Origin of the sequence: Pseudomonas sp. RIT-To-2, from assembly GCF_029623465.1 — a bacterium.
GTDB lineage: Bacteria > Pseudomonadota > Gammaproteobacteria > Pseudomonadales > Pseudomonadaceae > Aquipseudomonas > Aquipseudomonas silvicola.
This window is the reverse complement of record NZ_JAPYKM010000005.1, coordinates 36,101-53,114: the sequence shown is the minus strand read 5'-3', so window position 1 is coordinate 53,114 and position 17,014 is coordinate 36,101. Positions and strand designations below refer to the sequence as shown.

The 17,014-nt window shown below is 61.2% G+C and carries 21 protein-coding genes; 12 read left to right on the top strand and 9 right to left on the bottom strand.

Going from position 1 to position 17,014, the window contains the following annotated elements; translation table 11 throughout:
- The first annotated feature begins 45 nt into the window (after window positions 1-45).
- On the top strand, window positions 46-942 hold the full coding sequence (locus tag QBK88_RS06210; protein WP_277961364.1) for a LysR family transcriptional regulator: 897 nt from the start codon (window positions 46-48) through the stop codon (window positions 940-942).
- On the opposite strand, the gene QBK88_RS06205 is transcribed toward QBK88_RS06210, so the two are convergent.
- Window positions 939-1,262 (bottom strand): DUF883 family protein, encoded by a 324-nt coding sequence (locus tag QBK88_RS06205; RefSeq protein WP_158153037.1) that lies wholly within the window; start codon window positions 1,260-1,262, stop codon window positions 939-941. The two genes, QBK88_RS06210 and QBK88_RS06205, sit on opposite strands and share 4 nt — an antisense overlap.
- 149 nt (window positions 1,263-1,411) lie before the next feature.
- Between QBK88_RS06205 and QBK88_RS06200 the strand changes: the two genes are divergently transcribed.
- Entirely contained in the window at window positions 1,412-1,627 is a 216-nt protein-coding gene (locus tag QBK88_RS06200) for a dodecin (protein WP_158153038.1), read from the top strand.
- A gap of 120 nt (window positions 1,628-1,747) precedes the next feature.
- Window positions 1,748-1,972: a DUF1161 domain-containing protein gene (locus tag QBK88_RS06195; protein WP_158153039.1), complete on the top strand. Its 225-nt coding sequence runs from the start codon at window positions 1,748-1,750 to the stop codon at window positions 1,970-1,972.
- A 50-nt stretch (window positions 1,973-2,022) separates the two neighbouring features.
- Here QBK88_RS06195 and QBK88_RS06190 read toward each other — a convergent pair whose 3' ends face one another.
- Window positions 2,023-3,024 carry an LLM class flavin-dependent oxidoreductase gene (locus QBK88_RS06190; protein WP_277961363.1) on the bottom strand — a complete coding sequence of 334 codons (1,002 nt, stop codon included), beginning with the start codon at window positions 3,022-3,024 and terminating at the stop codon, window positions 2,023-2,025.
- 208 nt (window positions 3,025-3,232) lie between these two features.
- Between QBK88_RS06190 and QBK88_RS06185 the strand changes: the two genes are divergently transcribed.
- Together QBK88_RS06185 and QBK88_RS06180 are read left to right on the top strand one after the other, a co-directional pair.
- Window positions 3,233-3,661 (top strand): OsmC family protein, encoded by a 429-nt coding sequence (locus QBK88_RS06185; RefSeq protein WP_158153041.1) that lies wholly within the window; start codon window positions 3,233-3,235, stop codon window positions 3,659-3,661.
- A 123-nt stretch (window positions 3,662-3,784) separates the two neighbouring features.
- A complete protein-coding gene (locus QBK88_RS06180) occupies window positions 3,785-4,021 on the top strand; it encodes a DUF1161 domain-containing protein (RefSeq protein WP_445764900.1) in 237 nt (78 codons plus the stop codon).
- Here the strand turns inward: QBK88_RS06180 and QBK88_RS06175 are convergent.
- Entirely contained in the window at window positions 4,018-4,431 is a 414-nt protein-coding gene (locus QBK88_RS06175; protein ID WP_277961362.1) for a PA0061/PA0062 family lipoprotein, read from the bottom strand. The two genes, QBK88_RS06180 and QBK88_RS06175, sit on opposite strands and share 4 nt — an antisense overlap.
- A gap of 129 nt (window positions 4,432-4,560) precedes the next feature.
- The gene (locus QBK88_RS06170; protein ID WP_277961361.1) at window positions 4,561-4,974 is read right to left on the bottom strand and encodes a PA0061/PA0062 family lipoprotein; all 414 of its coding nucleotides are present in this window, start codon (window positions 4,972-4,974) and stop codon (window positions 4,561-4,563) included.
- 59 nt (window positions 4,975-5,033) lie between these two features.
- On the opposite strand from QBK88_RS06170, the gene QBK88_RS06165 reads away from it, so the two are divergent.
- Window positions 5,034-6,116 carry an aminopeptidase gene (locus QBK88_RS06165; protein ID WP_277961360.1) on the top strand — a complete coding sequence of 361 codons (1,083 nt, stop codon included), beginning with the start codon at window positions 5,034-5,036 and terminating at the stop codon, window positions 6,114-6,116.
- 15 nt (window positions 6,117-6,131) lie between these two features.
- Here QBK88_RS06165 and QBK88_RS06160 read toward each other — a convergent pair whose 3' ends face one another.
- Window positions 6,132-6,779 carry an HAD family hydrolase gene (locus tag QBK88_RS06160; RefSeq protein ID WP_277961359.1) on the bottom strand — a complete coding sequence of 216 codons (648 nt, stop codon included), beginning with the start codon at window positions 6,777-6,779 and terminating at the stop codon, window positions 6,132-6,134.
- A 14-nt stretch (window positions 6,780-6,793) separates the two neighbouring features.
- Window positions 6,794-7,357, bottom strand: a complete 564-nt coding sequence (locus tag QBK88_RS06155; RefSeq protein ID WP_158153047.1) for a gamma carbonic anhydrase family protein — start codon at window positions 7,355-7,357, stop codon at window positions 6,794-6,796.
- An 89-nt stretch (window positions 7,358-7,446) separates the two neighbouring features.
- On the opposite strand from QBK88_RS06155, the gene prlC reads away from it, so the two are divergent.
- The gene (prlC, locus tag QBK88_RS06150; protein WP_277961358.1) at window positions 7,447-9,498 is read left to right on the top strand and encodes an oligopeptidase A; all 2,052 of its coding nucleotides are present in this window, start codon (window positions 7,447-7,449) and stop codon (window positions 9,496-9,498) included.
- Window positions 9,495-9,776: a YheV family putative zinc ribbon protein gene (locus QBK88_RS06145; protein WP_268146666.1), complete on the top strand. Its 282-nt coding sequence runs from the start codon at window positions 9,495-9,497 to the stop codon at window positions 9,774-9,776. The genes prlC and QBK88_RS06145 overlap by 4 nt, the downstream gene beginning before the upstream one ends.
- Here the strand turns inward: QBK88_RS06145 and QBK88_RS06140 are convergent.
- Window positions 9,773-10,405, bottom strand: coding sequence for a phosphatase domain-containing protein (locus tag QBK88_RS06140; protein WP_277961357.1), 633 nt, complete (start codon window positions 10,403-10,405; stop codon window positions 9,773-9,775). The genes QBK88_RS06145 and QBK88_RS06140 overlap by 4 nt on opposite strands.
- A gap of 320 nt (window positions 10,406-10,725) precedes the next feature.
- Here QBK88_RS06140 and QBK88_RS06135 point away from each other — a divergent pair, with 320 nt between their 5' ends.
- From QBK88_RS06135 to QBK88_RS06125, 3 genes are read left to right on the top strand one after another with little or no spacing between them, the layout of a single operon-like run.
- The gene (locus QBK88_RS06135) at window positions 10,726-11,463 is read left to right on the top strand and encodes a gluconate 2-dehydrogenase subunit 3 family protein (protein ID WP_277961356.1); all 738 of its coding nucleotides are present in this window, start codon (window positions 10,726-10,728) and stop codon (window positions 11,461-11,463) included.
- Between the two features lie 2 nt (window positions 11,464-11,465).
- Window positions 11,466-13,250, top strand: a complete 1,785-nt coding sequence (locus QBK88_RS06130) for a GMC family oxidoreductase (protein ID WP_277961355.1) — start codon at window positions 11,466-11,468, stop codon at window positions 13,248-13,250.
- 12 nt (window positions 13,251-13,262) lie between these two features.
- A complete protein-coding gene (locus QBK88_RS06125) occupies window positions 13,263-14,564 on the top strand; it encodes a cytochrome c (protein ID WP_277961354.1) in 1,302 nt (433 codons plus the stop codon).
- 50 nt (window positions 14,565-14,614) lie between these two features.
- Here the strand turns inward: QBK88_RS06125 and QBK88_RS06120 are convergent, their stop codons facing one another.
- Window positions 14,615-14,917, bottom strand: a complete 303-nt coding sequence (locus QBK88_RS06120; protein WP_277961353.1) for a hypothetical protein — start codon at window positions 14,915-14,917, stop codon at window positions 14,615-14,617.
- Between the two features lie 155 nt (window positions 14,918-15,072).
- Here QBK88_RS06120 and QBK88_RS06115 point away from each other — a divergent pair, with 155 nt between their 5' ends.
- Window positions 15,073-16,131 carry a PA0069 family radical SAM protein gene (locus QBK88_RS06115; protein ID WP_277961352.1) on the top strand — a complete coding sequence of 353 codons (1,059 nt, stop codon included), beginning with the start codon at window positions 15,073-15,075 and terminating at the stop codon, window positions 16,129-16,131.
- Between the two features lie 62 nt (window positions 16,132-16,193).
- Here QBK88_RS06115 and QBK88_RS06110 read toward each other — a convergent pair whose 3' ends face one another.
- Window positions 16,194-16,493, bottom strand: coding sequence for a hypothetical protein (locus QBK88_RS06110; protein ID WP_277961351.1), 300 nt, complete (start codon window positions 16,491-16,493; stop codon window positions 16,194-16,196).
- Window positions 16,494-17,014 lie beyond the last annotated feature (521 nt).

The window sequence follows — 17,014 nt, the reverse complement described above, 5'->3', positions numbered from 1 at the left end:
AACCGATAAGATTGCTGCAACCTGTCAGGAAAACTCACACGTACCATGAGCCGTGACCTGCCCCCGCTGAACGCCCTGCGCGCGTTCGAAGCTACCGCCCGGTTGAATAGTGTCAGCCGTGCGGCCGAACAATTGCACGTGACCCACGGGGCCATCAGCCGTCAGTTGAAGGTGCTGGAAGAGCACTTGGGGGTCAGCCTGTTCGTCAAGGAAGGGCGCGGCCTCAAACTCACAGATGCAGGCCAGCGCCTGCGTGACGCCAGCGGTGACGCCTTCGAGCGCCTGCGCAGCGCTTGTGCCGAGATCAGCCAGGGCGCCGGCGATGCACCGTTCGTGCTGGGCTGCTCAGGCAGCCTGCTGGCGCGCTGGTTCATTCCCCGATTGGGACGGCTGAACGCCGACCTGCCAGACTTGCGCCTGCACTTGTCCGCCGCTGAGGGCGACCTGGACCCGCGGCGCCCTGGCCTTGACGCTTGGCTGGTGTTCGCCGAACCGCCGTGGCCGGCCGATATGCAGGTGCATGAACTGGCGATCGAGCGCATCGGCCCGGTGCTGAGCCCGCGCTACGCACGCTTCGATAGTCTGGAGGGTGTGGCGGCACAAGGGCTGGTGGGGCAACCGCTGCTGCACACCACCTCGCGGCCACAAGCGTGGCCCAACTGGGCGCGGCACAACGGCATAGATCCCGGCCAATTGAGCTACGGCCAGGGTTTCGAGCATCTTTATTATTTGCTGGAAGCGGCCGTGGCAGGCCTGGGCATTGCGATCGCGCCGGAACCGCTGGTGGTCGACGACGTGCGGGCCGGTCGCCTGGCGGCGCCGTGGGGTTTCAGTGAAACCGCGGCGCGCCTGGCGCTCTGGGTGCCCCGGCGCGCCACGGATGGGCGCGCCCGGCAACTGGCGCACTGGCTCACGACTGAGCTGGCGCGCCAGGCAGATTAGTTGCCGCGCTTGACCAGCAGGTAGCCTGCCAGCAGGCCCAGCACGCCCACGGCGACGCCGGCGGTGGTCCAGGGGTGTTCTTGCGCGTAATCGCGGGTGGCGACGCCGGTCTCGCGGGTTTTCACCTTCACGTCTTCGTAAACGTCGCTGAGCAGGTGGCGCGAGTGTTTCAGGGCGTTTTCAGCGTTGGCGCGCAGGCTTTTCAGGGTTTTGCGCGACTCGTCGGATGCGTCGTCCTTCAAGCTCTCCAGCGATTTGAGCAGACTTTCGATTTCCGCTTCCATGCTTTGCAACGAGGCCTTGCGAAGTGAAGTAGCCATTGGTGTCTCTCCTGCGTGGTGAGTGTGCGTGTAAGTTTCCGACTGCAACGCTTTCGGAAAGTGCAGTGCGTGTGAACTTTTGCTGCCCTAATCGGCACAGAGCTAAAAGGCCACCTACGCTCAAGACCACTATCGAAAGGAGATTCACCATGACTGATCATCGCACCTACAAGCTCATTGAACTGGTTGGTTCTTCGGCGACCAGCATCGAAGAAGCGATCAACAACGCCCTGGCCGAGGCCGGCAAGACCGTCAAGCACCTGGAGTGGTTCGAAGTGCTGGAAACCCGCGGGCACATCGAGAACAACAAGGCGGCGCATTTCCAGGTGACCCTGAAGGTTGGCTTCCGAATCGAAAATAGCTGACAGCGTTTACGGAACGGTCTGACTGGCCGAATTGCCAGTATTCCGCTACAAACAGTGCTGGGGGACGCCCGGTAATGTTACCGGGCGCTTTGCTTCAAATCTGACCAGGGAACGTGACCGATGAAGAGAGTTTTGTTGGCAGCAGGTTTGTTGTGCATGGCAGGTTCGGCGCTGGCGGCGGGAAAGTCGTGCGACGAGCTGAAATCGGAGATTGCCGCGAAAATCGACGCCAAGGGCGCCCACGGCTATTCGCTGGAGGTGGTCGACAAGGGCGCCTCGGCGGATGGCAAGGTTGTCGGCACCTGCGAGGCGGGCAGGAAGGAAATCGTCTACAAGCGCGGCTAAGCGCTGTGTAGTACTGGTTTGTGGGAGCTGGCACGCCAGCTCCCGCAGTTTCAGCCCTTGGCGAGCTGTGCCAGCAGTTCGTAGGAATGCAGCCGGTCGGCGTGTTCGTACAGGTCGCAGGTAAAGATCAACTCATCTGCCTGGGTCTGCTCCAGCAATACATCCAGTTTGGCGCGAATCTTCTGTGGGCTACCGATCATGGCCAGGCCCAGGAAATCGGCGACCGCGGCTTTTTCGTGGGGCAGCCAGCGGCCTTCCATGGTGTCGACTGGCGGTTGCTGCACCAGGCTCTGGCCACGCATCAGGTTGAGAATGCGCTGGTACACAGAGGTGGCCAGGTAATCGGCCTGCTCGTCCGTATCCGCAGCCACCAGTGGCACGCCCAGCATCACGTAAGGCTTGTCGAGTACGTCCGATGGCTTGAAGTGGTTGCGGTATACCCGAATGGCTTCATGCATGTAGCGCGGCGCGAAATGCGAGGCGAAGGCGTAGGGCAAGCCGTACATGCCGGCCAGCTGGGCGCTGAACAGGCTGGAGCCCAGCAGCCAGATCGGCACATGAGTGCCCGTGCCCGGTACGGCGATCACTTTTTGATCAGGGGTGCGCGGGCCCAGGTAGCTCATCAGCTCCAGGACGTCATCGGGGAAGTCGTCGGCGCTGCCCGAACGTTCACGGCGCAGGGCGCGGGCGGTCATCTGGTCTGAGCCCGGCGCGCGGCCCAGGCCCAGGTCGATGCGGCCGGGGTACAGGCTTTCCAGGGTGCCGAACTGTTCGGCGATCACCAGCGGCGCATGGTTGGGCAGCATTACGCCGCCGGAGCCCACACGAATCGTGGACGTGCCACCGGCCAGGTAGCCCAGCAGTACTGAAGTGGCGGAACTGGCGATGCCGTCCATGTTGTGGTGCTCGGCCACCCAAAAGCGGTTGTAGCCGAATTTTTCCAGGTGCTGGGCCAGGTCCAGCGAGTTGCGCAGCGAATGGGCGGGGCCCTTGTCGGCGCGCACGGGCACCAGGTCCAGGGCGGAAATCTTGATATCGGAGAGTCGTTTCATGGGGGGTAGTGTCCTCGGCAGTCGACTGGAAGGCTGGTGCATGCACGCAAGTCCATGGGGTCCGCACCACCCTGCCCTTTAACCAACAATATGGTCATATTGAGAAACTTCAATGCGTGATTGTCAATCCGTGTGAACTTGCAGGCTTGCCAACCCCTCCTAACCTCTGTGACTGCGCGAACCTTCGCGTGCAACCCGAGGAGGCATCATGAAGAAGACAGCATCAGCCGTTTGGCAAGGCGGCCTGAAAGACGGCAAAGGCCAGATTTCTACTGAAAGCGGCGCCCTCAAGAGCAACCCCTACGGCTTCAACACACGGTTCGAAGGCCAGCCAGGAACCAACCCGGAAGAGCTGATAGGCGCGGCTCATGCGGGTTGTTTCTCCATGGCCCTGTCGATGATTCTGGGCGGTGCCAACCTCACCGCTGACCGTATCGACACCATTGCCGAGGTCACCCTGGACAAGGTGGGTGACGGCTTTGAAATCACTGCCGTGCACCTGATCCTGAAAGCCAAGGTGCCGGGCGCCAGCGAAGAGCAGTTCAAGGAATTGGCCAACAAGGCCAAGGAAGGCTGCCCAGTCTCCAAGGTGCTCAAGGGCGCCAAGATCAGCCTGGACGCCACGCTGGTCAGCTAGGAGCAGCGCTGGAACAGCAAAGGGCATTCGTGGTCGAATGCCTGGGTGCCGTTTGTCTGGTCACCCCGCGGGCATTGCCCAGGGTGACCATCCCCCCCTCCTGTGCACCCCAAGGAAGCTATCATGATCAAGCGACTGATATTGACCCTCGCCTGCTGTGCTGCGGCTACCAGCGCTCTGGCTGCGCCCAAGCCCTGCGAAGAACTGAAGGCCGAAATCGAAGCCAAGATCCAGGCCCAGGGCGTCACTTCCTACACCCTCGAAATTGTCAGCAACGACGAAGTCCACGACAAGAACATGGTCGTCGGCTCGTGCGAAGGCGGCAGCAAGAAAATCATCTACCAGAAGAACGACCGTTAAAACAAACAGTTGATGTCGCGGTCCTCGGCCACCACCTTGCGGTTCTGGTCGTACAGCCGTGCGCTAGGGGTAATGCCCAGCGTGCGGGTTTCCAGCAGGTATCGCTGGCCCGGCTGAAAGCCGTCGTAGCGGACGCTGAGGTAGCAAGTGCGTTCGTCCGGCTCGGCCATCATCAGCCGACCCGCGTAAATCTCGAAGTCATACCGCACCATCAGTTCATGGCTGCCCGGGGTCACCTGGAAATAGCGGCCATCGTTCAGCCGTACGCCGTCAAGGCGCTCCGCCATGACTACCTTGCCGCCGAGCATGGTCATGTCAACCCACGCTTGCTGAGGATTTTTCGCCGGCAACGGGGTGGTGCTGCAGCCGGCCAGGGTGGTGAGTACAGCGACAGCAAGGGCGCGGTGCATTGAGGGGCTCCAACGGGGCATAGGCTTCTAGGCTCTGTACGAAATGCATCCCAACGCTGCGTTGAAAACAGGCTCGGCCTTCGCTGGAATACATTTCATACAGACCCTAGCATACCCCTAACCAGCCACTTACGTAGCCTGGCAGCCCGCCGGTTGAGCCTTGCCTACAACGTAGCGCTGCTGATCGTAGAGCTTTGCCCAAGGCTGGAAACCCAGGCTGCCGGCTTCCAGTTGGTAACGCTGGCCGGCGTTGAAATCCTTGAAGGTCAATTTCATTCTGCAGTCGCGCCACAGGGGCTGGGCCACCGGGCCAATGTTGGTGGGTGCCACCGGAAACTGAAAAGTTACCCACAATTCATGGGCGCCGGGCTGCACTTCGAAGTAACGTGGGTCCGCCCAGTCGTGGTTGTCGACCTTCACCGCATGCAGCGAGTTATCCTTGCCCGCCTTGAGGTCGACCCACGCCTGGTGCGGGTCGGGATCGGGCAAGGTGGAACAACCGGCCACGGTCGCCAGACCGCAGACAAGTAACATGGCACGCATGGCAAAACTCCTGATGGCAAGGATGGCCGGCTGGTCCCACAGAAGGATGCCCCCGACAGATGATTGATGTTCTTCTTCTACTGCGCTCACGCTTTGGGTCACTCGACCGCAAAATCGGGGCCTTGGTTCCCGTGTTGGCCGGTTTGCTGCTCAACGGTTGTTCGACCTACTACGGGCAGTTGCTGGATGGCCAGGTGCAATTGCTGCGGGCTCGCGAACCCGTCAGCCAAGTGGTGGCCGACCCGGCCAGGGACGCCAGGCTGCGTGAACAGCTACGCCAGTCCCAGGCCGCCCGAGACTTTGCCAGCAGCCACCTGCACCTTCCGGATAACCGCAGCTACCGGCTGTACGCTGATGTGAAACGCTCATCAGTGGTATGGAATGTGTTTGCCACGCCGGAGTTTTCCCTCGACCCGCAAACCCACTGCTTCCCCATCGCGGGGTGCGTGGCGTATCGCGGGTATTACAGCCTGAGTGGCGCGCGGGGTGAAGCAGCGCTGCAGAAGCAGGCCGGCATGGACGTCTACATCGGCGGCGTGGATGCCTATTCGACCCTGGGCTGGTTCGATGACCCGATCATCAACACCATGATGGACCGGGGTGATGAGCGCCTGGCGACGCTGATCTTCCATGAGCTGGCGCACCAGCGTTTCTATGTGCAGAACGACACCGAGTTCAACGAGTCCTACGCCACCTTCGTCGAACAGGAAGGGACCCGGCAATGGCGCGCCTACCAGGGCTTGCCACCGGCAGATCAAGATATGGCCAAGCAGGTCCATCAGTTCACCCAGCTGGTGCTGGATACCCGGGAGCAACTCAAGGCCATCTACGCCCAGCCACTTGCGCCTGCGGCCATGCGCCAGGCCAAGCAGCAGGCATTCGAGCGGATGCGCGCGCAGTATCGGCAACTGCGAGACAGCCAGTGGGATGGAGACAAGCGCTATGACGCCTGGGTGAACGCACCGATGAACAACGCCAAGCTGTTGCCATTCGGGCTGTATGACCAGTGGGTACCGTCGTTCGCCGCGCTGTTCAGCCAGGTGCACGGCGATTGGCCAAGCTTCTTCAAGGCGGTGGAACGGCTGGGCAAGTTGCCCGCCGATCAGCGCAAAGCCGCGCTGGTGAAGCTGGCGTCGCGCTGATCCCTGGCAGCGGCTTCAGCGCATAAAGGCGCGGTGCAATTCGGCCAAGGTATCGAAGTGGTACGTCGGTGCTTCGGCCTCCAGCTCTTCACGGCTGCCGAAGCCATACCCTACCGCTACCACATCCAGGCCATTGGCCTTGGCGCCGATCAGGTCATGCTTGCGGTCGCCGATCATCAGGGTCTGCGCCGGGTCCAGGCCTTCTTCCTTGAGCAGGTGGGCCAGCAACTCGACCTTGTTGGTGCGGGTACCGTCCAGTTCACTGCCATAGATCACCTTGAAGTGCTTGGCGAAGTCGAAATGCCGGGCAATCTCGCGGGCGAATTCCCACGGTTTCGAGGTGGCCACGTACAGGTGCCGCCCTTGGGCCACCAGGGTTTCCAACAGCTCGATGACGCCTTCGAACACTTCGTTTTCGTACAGGCCGGTGACCTTGAAGCGCTCACGGTAGAAATTCACCGCTTGCCAGGCCTTTGCTTCATCAAAACCGTAGAACTGCATGAACGCCTGCAGCAGGGGCGGGCCAATGAAATGCTCCAGCTTGCGCAGATCGGGTTCGATGATGCCCAGCTTTTCCAGCGCGTACTGGATGGAACGAGTGATGCCTTCCCGTGGGTCGGTGAGCGTGCCGTCCAGGTCGAAGAGGATGTTCTGATAATGCATGGGGGCTTCCGAATTCAGTCGGTGGAGAGCGGGTTGGGGCTGGCGAAACCGGCGTCCAGATGCTGGTCTTTCAGTTTCACGTAGTTGGCGGCGGTGTAGGTGAAAAAACTGCGCTCCTTGTCTGTCAGCGGCCGGGCCTGCTTGACCGGGCTGCCAACGTAGAGAAAGCCGCTTTCCAGGCGCTTGCCCGGTGGCACCAGGCTCCCGGCGCCAATGATGACCTCGTCTTCCACTACTGCGCCGTCCATCACCGTGCTACCCATGCCGATGAGGATACGGCTGCCCACGGTGCAGCCATGCAGCATCACTTTATGGCCGATGGTCACGTCATCGCCGATGATCAGCGGGAAGCCTTCGGGGTTGAAGGGGCCGGCGTGGGTGATGTGCAGTACGCTGGCGTCCTGCACGCTGGTGCGCGCGCCGATGCGGATGCGGTGCATGTCGCCGCGGATCACGGTCATGGGCCAGACCGAGCTGTCCTGGCCTATTTCGACATCGCCGATGACAACTGCCGAACGGTCGACAAAAGCCCGCTCGCCCACGACGGGCGTGTGCTGCTGGAACGTACGAATGGCCACGATAGGCTCCTTCTCTGGCGTTGATAGCTGCGGTGAGCGCCGATTGTAATTAAGATGGGCTGGTGTTTCTTCAGCCAAGGTGTGTAACCGTGAGCGCGACCAACCCGCTACTGCAGTCTTATGACCTGCCACCGTTCTCGGCGATCCGTGCCGAGCACGTACAGCCGGCGATAGAACAGATCCTGGCCGACAACCGTGCGGCGATCGCCAAGATTCTCGAAACCCAGGCGCAGAAGCCTACCTGGGCCGGCCTGGTCCTGGCCATGGATGAACTCAATGACCGCCTGGGCGCGGCCTGGAGCCCGGTCAGCCATCTCAATGCCGTGTGCAACAGCCCGGAACTGCGCCAGGCGTATGAAGCCTGCCTGCCAGCCTTGAGCGCCTACTCCACGGAGATGGGCCAGAACCGCGAGCTGTTCCAGGCCTATGAAGCCCTGGCCAACAGCCCGGAAGCCGCCACCTTCGACGTGGCGCAGAAAACCATTCTGGAACACTCGCTGCGCGACTTCCGCCTGTCGGGTATCGACCTGCCGCCCGAGCAGCAGCAGCGTTACGCCGAAGTGCAAAGCAAACTTTCCGAGTTGGGCAGCAAGTTTTCCAACCAGTTGCTGGACGCTACCCAGGCGTGGACCAAGCACGTCAGCGACGAAGCCGCCCTGGCTGGCCTGACCGACTCGGCCAAGGCGCAGATGGCGGCCGCGGCCAAGGCAAAAGGCCTGGACGGTTGGCTGATTACCCTGGAATTCCCCAGCTACTACGCGGTGATGACCTACGCCCAGGACCGTGCCCTGCGTGAGGAGCTTTACGCCGCCTACTGCACCCGTGCTTCCGATCAGGGCCCGAACGCCGGCCAGAACGACAACGGCCCGGTGATGGAGCAGATTCTCGACCTGCGCCAGGAACTGGCACGGCTATTGGGCTACAGCAGCTTTGCCGAACTGAGCCTGGCCACCAAGATGGCCGAGTCCAGCGACCAGGTGCTGGGTTTCCTGCGCGACCTGGCCAAACGCAGCAAGCCGTTCGCCGCCCAGGACCTGACCCAGCTCAAGGCCTACGCCGCCGAGCAGGGCTGCCCGGACCTGCAGAACTGGGACAGCGGCTTCTATGGCGAGAAATTGCGTGAGCAGCGTTACAGCGTGTCTCAGGAAGCCCTGCGCGCTTATTTCCCCATCGACAAGGTGCTGTCTGGCCTGTTCGCCATTGTCCACCGCCTGTATGGCATCGAAATCGCCGAACAGACCGGTTTCGACACCTGGCACCCGGACGTGCGCCTGTTCGAAATCAAGGAAAACGGCCAGCACGTTGGTCGCTTCTTCTTCGACCTGTACGCCCGCGCCAACAAGCGTGGCGGTGCCTGGATGGACGGCGCCCGTGATCACCGTCGCACCGCTGGCGGCGCCGTGCAGAGCCCGGTGGCGAACCTGGTGTGCAACTTCACCCCGGCCGACGCCGGCAAGCCAGCCCTGCTGACCCATGACGAAGTCACCACCCTGTTCCACGAGTTCGGCCATGGCTTGCACCACCTGCTGACCCGTGTCGAGCACGCTGGCGTGTCAGGCATCAACGGCGTGGCCTGGGACGCGGTCGAGCTGCCGAGCCAGTTCATGGAGAACTGGTGCTGGGAGCCTGAAGGCCTGGCGCTGATTTCCGGCCACTACGAGACTGGCGCTGCCTTGCCTCAGGACCTGCTGGAAAAAATGCTGGCCGCCAAGAACTTCCAATCCGGCCTGATGATGGTGCGTCAGCTGGAGTTCTCCCTGTTCGACTTCGAACTGCACGCCACCCACGGCGATGGCCGTAGCGTGCTGCAGGTGCTCGAAGGCGTGCGTGACGAGGTCACGGTGATGCGCCCACCCGCGTACAACCGCTTCCCCAATAGCTTCGCGCACATCTTCGCCGGCGGCTATGCGGCGGGTTACTACAGCTACAAGTGGGCCGAAGTGCTGTCGGCGGACGCGTTCTCGCGTTTCGAAGAAGAAGGCGTGCTCAACGCCGAGACCGGTCGTGCCTTCCGCGAAGCCATCCTGGCGCGCGGTGGTTCCCAGGCGCCCATGGTGCTGTTCGTCGACTTCCGCGGCCGCGAGCCGTCGATTGATGCACTCTTGCGCCATAGCGGCCTGAGTGAGGACGCGGCAGCATGAGTGACACGCCCGTGGTCAAGACCAAGAAACGCTTCATCGCCGGGGCGGTATGCCCGGCGTGCAGCGAGTCGGACAAGCTGATGATGTGGAGCGAGGACGATGTCCCGCACCGGGAGTGCGTGGCCTGTGGCTACAGCGACACTCTCAATGCACAGGGCCAGTCCATTCCCAGCGAACTGGGAACGCGGGTCAACAAGCAGGCGCCGAAAATCGCCAACCCCAAGGTGCAGACGGTGCAGTTCTTCCCCAACCCGAAGCTGAAGAAGCCCGACGCTTAAATCAGCTGCTTGAACAACCCCTTGACCGCGCAAGCGGCCAGGGGGTTGGTGCTGCAGGCGCCGCTGGCGAGCGCGCTGCGCACCGCTTCGACGTCCACGTCGTGGATATAGTCCAGGCCGTATTTCATCCGCCGGGTGTCGCCAAAGCCACCTTGGGTCATTTCGGCCACGGCGTCCTGCTTGCTCCAACCCTGAACCACCACGCGGTACATCGCCGACACCAGGCCGGTGCGGTCCAGACCGTGCTTGCAGTGGATAAGAACAGGGCCTTTGGCCTCTCCTTCCTGAATGGCGCGTAGCGCCGAAATGACCTCTGCATCATCGACGTGCACGGTGCGCATGGGCAACTGCACCTGGTTGATTTGCGGCGCCTTGAGCCATTGCGCGTCTGGTTCGGGCAAGAAGTTGACCACTGTCTTGATGTGCAGCTGACCGAGTAGCGCCGCCGCCTCTTCGTCCGGCAGGGCACTGCGGTAAAGCGTGGGGCTGATCTGGTACAGGTTGTAATGAGGCTCGACGGACTGTGCCCACTGCGCTGGCCGCGCTGGCACTTGGGGAGCCGCCTGGGTTGGGCCGGCCAACGCGGCGCTCAGGGCCAGGCCGACCAGCAGAAAACGGAAAAAGGACATGGGCAGGGCGCGCCATCGTAACCATAGATGCACTTATTTTCCGTGCCGCAGCGTCAAAGCGCTGTGAGGTGTTCGTAAAAACTTCGTGTAAAGCCCCTGTAAACTCAGGCTGAAACCGGTTACATTTCCGCATCTCGAAGCACCTTTTCGGAGGTGCCAGCGACAACCTGGCGTGCCGCCCAGACTCGATAAAACTAAAAAACGTCGTGATGTTCTTTACTAAGTACGTCGCGATGCCCGCCTGTGCAGCTCGATGAGCCATTCAAAACGATAAGCGGCCCCAAGGCTGCGACAAATCCGTGATCGGATGAGGATCCCCCATGTCTGAGCAAGACCACGACAACCCGCGCCGGGACTTCCTGCGCAAGACCCTGACCCTGATACCCGTAGTCACCGTGGCCAGCACCGGCCTGGGCATGGGGGTGGGTGAGCTGATGGCCGCGCCGCAGAAGCAGCCCGAGGCGGCTGCCAAGCCCGCTCAGGAGTACCAGCCCAGCTACTTCACCGCCGAAGAATGGGCGTTCGTCAATGCCGCCGTGGCGCGGCTGATTCCGGCCGATGACCTTGGCCCGGGTGCGTTTGAAGCCGGCGCACCGGAATTCATCGATCGCCAGATGAACACGCCCTATGCCAGCGGTGCGTTGTGGTACATGCAAGGCCCGTTCGTGACCGATGCGCCCGCCGAAATGGGTTACCAGCTCAAACTGGTGCCCCAGCAAATCTATCGCCTGGGGATCGCGGCTACGGACGCCTGGTGCCAGAAGCAGGCAGGCAAGGCCTTCGCTCAGCTCGACGGTGCTGCCCAGGACAGCGTGCTGAGCAAGCTTGAATCCGGGGATATTCAGTTCGATGACGTACCCTCCAAGGCTTTCTTCGCCTTGTTGATCCAGAACACCAAGGAAGGCTTCTTCAGCGACCCGGTACACGGCGGCAACAAAGGCTTGGTGGGCTGGACCCTGGTGGGCTTCCCCGGCGCGCGCGCCGACTTCATGGACTGGGTTGAACGCAATGAGCAATACCCCTTCCCGGCAGTATCCATTCGCGGCGAGAGGGCTTGAGCATGGCGACAGTATTGAAGAAGGTCGACGCAGTGATCGTCGGTTTTGGCTGGACCGGCGCCATCATGGCCAAGGAGTTGACTGAAGCTGGCCTGACCGTGGTCGCCCTGGAGCGTGGCCCGATGCAGGACACCTACCCAGACGGTAACTACCCGCAGGTGATCGACGAACTGACCTACAGCGTGCGCAAGAAGCTGTTCGTGGATATCTCCAAGGAAACCGTGACCGTCCGGCACAGCGTCAAGGACGTCGCCTTGCCCAACCGTCAGCTGGGCGCGTTCCTGCCTGGCCAGGGCGTGGGCGGTGCTGGCCTGCACTGGTCTGGCGTGCATTTTCGTGTCGACCCTATCGAACTGCGTATGCGCAGCCACTATGAAGAGCGCTACGGCAAGAAATTCATTCCCGAAGACATGACCATCCAGGACTTCGGCGTGACCTACGAAGAGCTGGAGCCGTTCTTCGACTTTTCCGAGAAAGTCTTCGGCACGTCGGGCACGGCCTGGTCGGTGAAAGGCCAGATCGTCGGCGAAGGCAAGGGCGCCAACCCATACGCGCCAGACCGTTCCAACCCGTTTCCGCTGGAGGCGCAGAAGAATACCGTCTCGGCCATGCTGTTCCAGAAGGCCGCCGCCGCGTCAGGTTACAAACCCTATAACCTGCCGTCTGCCAACACCTCGGGGCCTTACACCAACCCTTACGGCGCGCAGATGGGGCCCTGCAACTTCTGCGGGTTTTGCAGCGGGTATGTGTGCTACATGTATTCCAAGGCCTCGCCGAACGTGAACATCCTGCCGGCACTCAGGCAGGAGCCCAAGTTTGAGCTGCGCACCAATGCCCATGTGCTGCGCGTCAACCTGACCGACGACAAGAAGCTGGCCACCGGCGTGAGTTACATCGACGCCCAGGGCCGTGAAGTGGAGCAGCCGGCCGACCTGGTCATTCTGGGTGCTTTCCAGTTCAACAACGTGCGCCTGATGCTGTTGTCAGGTATCGGCAAGCCGTACGACCCGATCAGCGGCGAAGGCGTGGTCGGCAAGAACTTTGCCTACCAGAACATGGCGACCGTGAAAGCCTTCTTCGACAAGGACACCCACACCAACAACTTCATTGGTGCTGGCGGCAACGGGGTGGCTATCGACGACTTCAACGCCGACAACTTCGACCATGGCCCGCACGGCTTCGTTGGGGGGTCGCCGTTCTGGGTCAACCAGGCAGGCAGCCGCCCTATCGCGGGCACCTCCAACCCGCCGGGCACGCCAGCCTGGGGTAGCGCCTGGAAGCGCACCACGGCCGAGTACTACACGCACCAGGTGTCCATGGACGCCCACGGCGCCCACCAGTCCTACCGCGGCAACTACCTGGACCTGGACCCGACCTACAAGGATGCCTACGGCCAGCCGCTGTTGCGCATGACCTTCAACTGGCAGGAAAACGACATCAAGATGAACATGTTCATGGCCGACAAGCTGGCGCATATCGCCAAGGCCATGAACCCCAAATCCATCGCCGTGCTGGGCAAGAAGATGGGCGAGAAATTCAACACCGCCGCCTACCAGACCACCCACCTCAACGGTGGCGCGATCATGGGCACCGATCCCAAGACCAGCGCCCTTAACCGCTACCTGCAAAGCTGGGACGTACACAATGTGTTCGTGCCGGGTGCCTCCGCGTTCCCCCAGGGCCTGGGTTACAACCCCACGGGCCTGGTCGCCGCGCTGACCTACTGGTCGGCCAAGGCTATCCGCGAGCAGTACCTGAAAAACCCCGGCCCGCTGGTGCAGGCTTAAGGAGCGATGACCATGAAAAACCTGTTTCTCGCTTCCCTGGCGCTGGCCAGCCTACCTGTGTGGGCAGCCGAACCTTCTTTCGACCCGGCCCTGGTGCAAAAGGGCGAGTACCTGGCCCGTGCCGGTGACTGCGTGGCCTGCCACACCGCCAAGGGCGGCAAGCCGTTCGCCGGTGGCCTGCCGATGGAAACGCCGATCGGTACCATCTATTCCACCAACATCACCCCGGACAAGACCGGCATCGGCGAATATTCGTTCGAGGACTTCGACCAGGCCGTACGCCATGGCGTAGGCAAGAGCGGCAGCACCTTGTACCCGGCCATGCCCTACCCCTCCTATGCGCGCGTCAGTGACGAAGACATGCAGGCGCTGTACGCCTATTTCATGAAGGGGGTGCAGCCGGTTGGCCAGGAGAACAAGGATGTGGATATTCCCTGGCCGCTGAGCATGCGCTGGCCGCTGGCCATCTGGCGCGGCATGTTCGCGCCCAAGGTCGAGCCGTTCAAGGCCGCGGGCAACGATGAAAGCATCAACCGTGGCGCCTACCTGGTCGAAGGCCTGGGGCACTGTGGTGCCTGCCATACCCCACGCGCCATCACCATGCAGGAAAAGGCCCTCAACCCAGCGGACGGCAAGGAGTTCCTCGCCGGTTCAGCACCGCTTGAAGGCTGGATCGCCAAGAGCCTGCGCGGCGACCACAAGGACGGCCTGGGGAGCTGGAGCGAGGCAGACCTGGTGGCCTTCCTCAAGACCGGCCGCAGTGACCGTACCGCCGTGTTCGGTGGCATGAGCGACGTGGTCGAGCACAGCATGCAGTACATGAGCGACGCTGACCTGACCGCCATTGCCCGTTACCTGAAGTCCTTGCCAGCGGCCAACCCCGACGACAAGCCTCAGGTCTACGACAAGGCCGTGGCCGATGCGTTGTGGAAAGGTGATGACAGCAAGCCGGGCGCCTCGGTGTACATCGACAACTGCGCCGCCTGCCACCGTACCGATGGCAAGGGCTACACCCGCGTGTTCCCGGCCCTGGCGGGCAACCCCGTGCTGCAGACAGCCGATGCCACGTCACTGATCCATATCGTGCTCAAGGGCGGTACCCTGGTCGCCACCAGGACCGCGCCCTCGAACTTCACCATGCCTTCCTACGCCTGGCGCCTGTCGGACCAGGAAGTGGCGGACGTGGTGAACTTCATCCGCACCAGCTGGGGCAACCAGGGGTCGCAGGTATCGGCCAAGGACGTGAAAGCGCTGCGTACCGATGACATGAAGACTACGTCCGGGGACGACCTGGGGCAGGTGAGTTCCAAGTAAAACGTTATCAGGGTCGAAACGATGCAGGTATGGACCTGCATCGTTTCGGCTCAGGCATCCTTATTGATGTATTTCATGTGAATGGCTGCCCTCGCCAGGTTTCTCAACCAGTTTTTATCCTGCTCGGTGGCCTTGCCCTTGTCGGCGCCGTAACCGTCCACGTCGTCGGCCCACCATACGTTCGTATACTCGCCACCCGGTCCAATGCCGATAAAAGAGGATTCGCCGGGCTCAAAATGTTTTTCCCCTAGTTCCGAACCTTCTACCTTCACACCGTATTCGATGATGAAGCGCGAGGTGCCCTTTTCGTCCTTTTCAAAGCTCAAAATCACCACATTGGTTCGGTTTTCCATGGCGCTTCTCCAACTGAGTTGAGGTCAAAAAAATTCTCTACCCATTGGCATTGGGGGGTCTACTGTCAACATTGACAGTGAAGGCGGGATGAACGGCGGTAGGCAAAAAGGCGTTACTGTTTTACTGTACATAAAACCAGTATGGATTTGAAAATATGTCCACGCCCCTGCCCCCGCGCGGCCGCGGCACCGCCACCAACCCCCACAATCGTTACGCGGCCCAGCGTTCGGTCGTCGAGGACGACGGCTGGTATCAGGAAGTCCCGGTCACCCAGGGTACCGAAGTACGCATCGAGACCGCCAAGAGCATCATCACCCGCAACAGCTCCCCCGACTTGCCCTTCGACCGCACCATCAACCCCTACCGTGGTTGCGAGCACGGCTGCATTTATTGTTTCGCCCGGCCCAGCCATGCCTACTGGGACATGTCCCCTGGCCTGGACTTTGAAACCAAGCTCATCGCCAAGAGCAACGCCGTCGCCCTGCTGGAACAGCAACTGTCCAAGCGCGGCTATCAGGTGGCACCGATCAACCTGGGCTCCAACACCGACCCATACCAGCCCATCGAGCGCGAGCACAAACTCACCCGCGGGGTGCTGGAAGTGCTGCTGCGCTACCGCCACCCCGTGACCATCGTCACCAAGGGGTCGCTTATTCTGCGTGACCTGGACCTGCTCAGCGAACTGGCCAGCCTGAACCTGGTGTCGGTGATGATCAGCCTCACCACCCTGGACGACGAACTCAAACGCACCTTGGAACCCCGCGCCGCCGCGCCCAAGGCTCGCCTGCGGGCTATCCGCGTGATGCGCGAAGCCGGCATTCCGGTGGGCGTGCTGTGCGCCCCGATGATCCCCATGATCAACGACATGGAAATGGAAAGCCTGCTGCGTGAAGCCAAGGCTGCGGGCGCCTTGAGCGCCAACTACATCCTGCTCCGCCTGCCGCTGGAAGTGGCGCCGCTGTTCGAGGAGTGGCTCCACCAGCACTACCCTCAGCGCGCTGAACATGTGCTGAGCCTGATACGCCAGAGCCGCGGCGGCGCGCTCTACGACAGCCGCTTTGGCGCCCGTTTTCGAGGTGAAGGGGTGTTCGCGGACTTGCTGGAACAGCGCTTCAAGGCAGGGCTCAGGCGCTTTGGCCTAAGCCGGCGCGGGGAGCATTCGCTCGATTGCACGGCGTTTTGCCCGCCGGGGGGGCAGATGTCGTTGTTGTAAGGCCTGGCAGGTGCTGTAGCCGATATCTGCACGACCACAACACGGTTACACCAAGCAGCGCTTCAACGACGATCAATATCGGGATTTAGCTTGCCCATTGCAGCGATGAAGGCAGCGGCCAACTCAATACATATCTCCCGATCCGCATCATCCTGATCGCCGTCGGAGTCGAGGTCGTCCACGGTATTGCAGCGATCATACAAATGCGTGTGGGGATTGTAGGAAACGGTGACACTGACTTGGGGATCTTCGTCGTCAACTTCCTCACCACCCTCGGCCAGCCCAAAAAACTCGATTAGGACCTGATTAGTCGGGCTTTTCTCATAGTTGACGTAGGACATCGCGATTTTATTTGTGAGCATGATGGACCTCCTGAGTTGTGAGGCACTCGATGGCCTCCAGGAAAAGTATCTTCCGAATCATCGATGCAGGGTACTGACAGATCTGACAGTTGGGGGTCAATGCTCTTTGCCCTTCACGATGTGGTGCGGCATCGAAACGACGTCTAGATCGTTATGTTGTTACCGGGAATTAATGTCGGGTACCACTAACGGTCGGAGCTCACTAGGCTGGGATTTTTCTCGGGCTGGATTGAATAGTGCTAAAAATCGTATCGGTTGAGTGACGCCCCGGCGCTTAGGACGCGGCCTTGCAGTTACTGCGACGGAGCTTTGCACGCCTTGAAAGCCTGTGGAGCACGCGGCATTCATAAGGGCTGCAGAGTCAAAACGCCATCCTTTAGAGAGTCAAATTGATATCATTCCGTAGCTTCCTGAAACATATCAAACCCCCGTTCCAGAGCCCTCCATTCAGTTTGAATTAAGTTTTCATCTCTACCTTCAATCGCAAGTGACCCGATAGTCACTAAGCTGAATGAATCGCC

What these genes read in the sequence shown, in the direction of transcription:
- QBK88_RS06175 (WP_277961362.1), bottom strand. Translation starts at nt 4,431, where the DNA reads ATGCACCGCGCCCTTGCTGTCGCTGTACTCACCACCCTGGCCGGCTGC.
- QBK88_RS06125 (WP_277961354.1), top strand. Translation starts at nt 13,263, where the DNA reads ATGAAAAACCTGTTTCTCGCTTCCCTGGCGCTGGCCAGCCTACCTGTG.
- QBK88_RS06110 (WP_277961351.1), bottom strand. Translation starts at nt 16,493, where the DNA reads ATGCTCACAAATAAAATCGCGATGTCCTACGTCAACTATGAGAAAAGC.
- QBK88_RS06200 (WP_158153038.1), top strand. Translation starts at nt 1,412, where the DNA reads ATGACTGATCATCGCACCTACAAGCTCATTGAACTGGTTGGTTCTTCG.
- QBK88_RS06120 (WP_277961353.1), bottom strand. Translation starts at nt 14,917, where the DNA reads ATGGAAAACCGAACCAATGTGGTGATTTTGAGCTTTGAAAAGGACGAA.
- QBK88_RS06210 (WP_277961364.1), top strand. Translation starts at nt 46, where the DNA reads ATGAGCCGTGACCTGCCCCCGCTGAACGCCCTGCGCGCGTTCGAAGCT.
- QBK88_RS06170 (WP_277961361.1), bottom strand. Translation starts at nt 4,974, where the DNA reads ATGCGTGCCATGTTACTTGTCTGCGGTCTGGCGACCGTGGCCGGTTGT.
- QBK88_RS06130 (WP_277961355.1), top strand. Translation starts at nt 11,466, where the DNA reads ATGGCGACAGTATTGAAGAAGGTCGACGCAGTGATCGTCGGTTTTGGC.
- QBK88_RS06145 (WP_268146666.1), top strand. Translation starts at nt 9,495, where the DNA reads ATGAGTGACACGCCCGTGGTCAAGACCAAGAAACGCTTCATCGCCGGG.
- QBK88_RS06180 (WP_445764900.1), top strand. Translation starts at nt 3,785, where the DNA reads ATGATCAAGCGACTGATATTGACCCTCGCCTGCTGTGCTGCGGCTACC.
- QBK88_RS06135 (WP_277961356.1), top strand. Translation starts at nt 10,726, where the DNA reads ATGTCTGAGCAAGACCACGACAACCCGCGCCGGGACTTCCTGCGCAAG.
- QBK88_RS06115 (WP_277961352.1), top strand. Translation starts at nt 15,073, where the DNA reads ATGTCCACGCCCCTGCCCCCGCGCGGCCGCGGCACCGCCACCAACCCC.
- QBK88_RS06140 (WP_277961357.1), bottom strand. Translation starts at nt 10,405, where the DNA reads ATGTCCTTTTTCCGTTTTCTGCTGGTCGGCCTGGCCCTGAGCGCCGCG.
- QBK88_RS06205 (WP_158153037.1), bottom strand. Translation starts at nt 1,262, where the DNA reads ATGGCTACTTCACTTCGCAAGGCCTCGTTGCAAAGCATGGAAGCGGAA.
- QBK88_RS06160 (WP_277961359.1), bottom strand. Translation starts at nt 6,779, where the DNA reads ATGCATTATCAGAACATCCTCTTCGACCTGGACGGCACGCTCACCGAC.
- QBK88_RS06165 (WP_277961360.1), top strand. Translation starts at nt 5,034, where the DNA reads ATGATTGATGTTCTTCTTCTACTGCGCTCACGCTTTGGGTCACTCGAC.
- QBK88_RS06195 (WP_158153039.1), top strand. Translation starts at nt 1,748, where the DNA reads ATGAAGAGAGTTTTGTTGGCAGCAGGTTTGTTGTGCATGGCAGGTTCG.
- QBK88_RS06190 (WP_277961363.1), bottom strand. Translation starts at nt 3,024, where the DNA reads ATGAAACGACTCTCCGATATCAAGATTTCCGCCCTGGACCTGGTGCCC.
- QBK88_RS06185 (WP_158153041.1), top strand. Translation starts at nt 3,233, where the DNA reads ATGAAGAAGACAGCATCAGCCGTTTGGCAAGGCGGCCTGAAAGACGGC.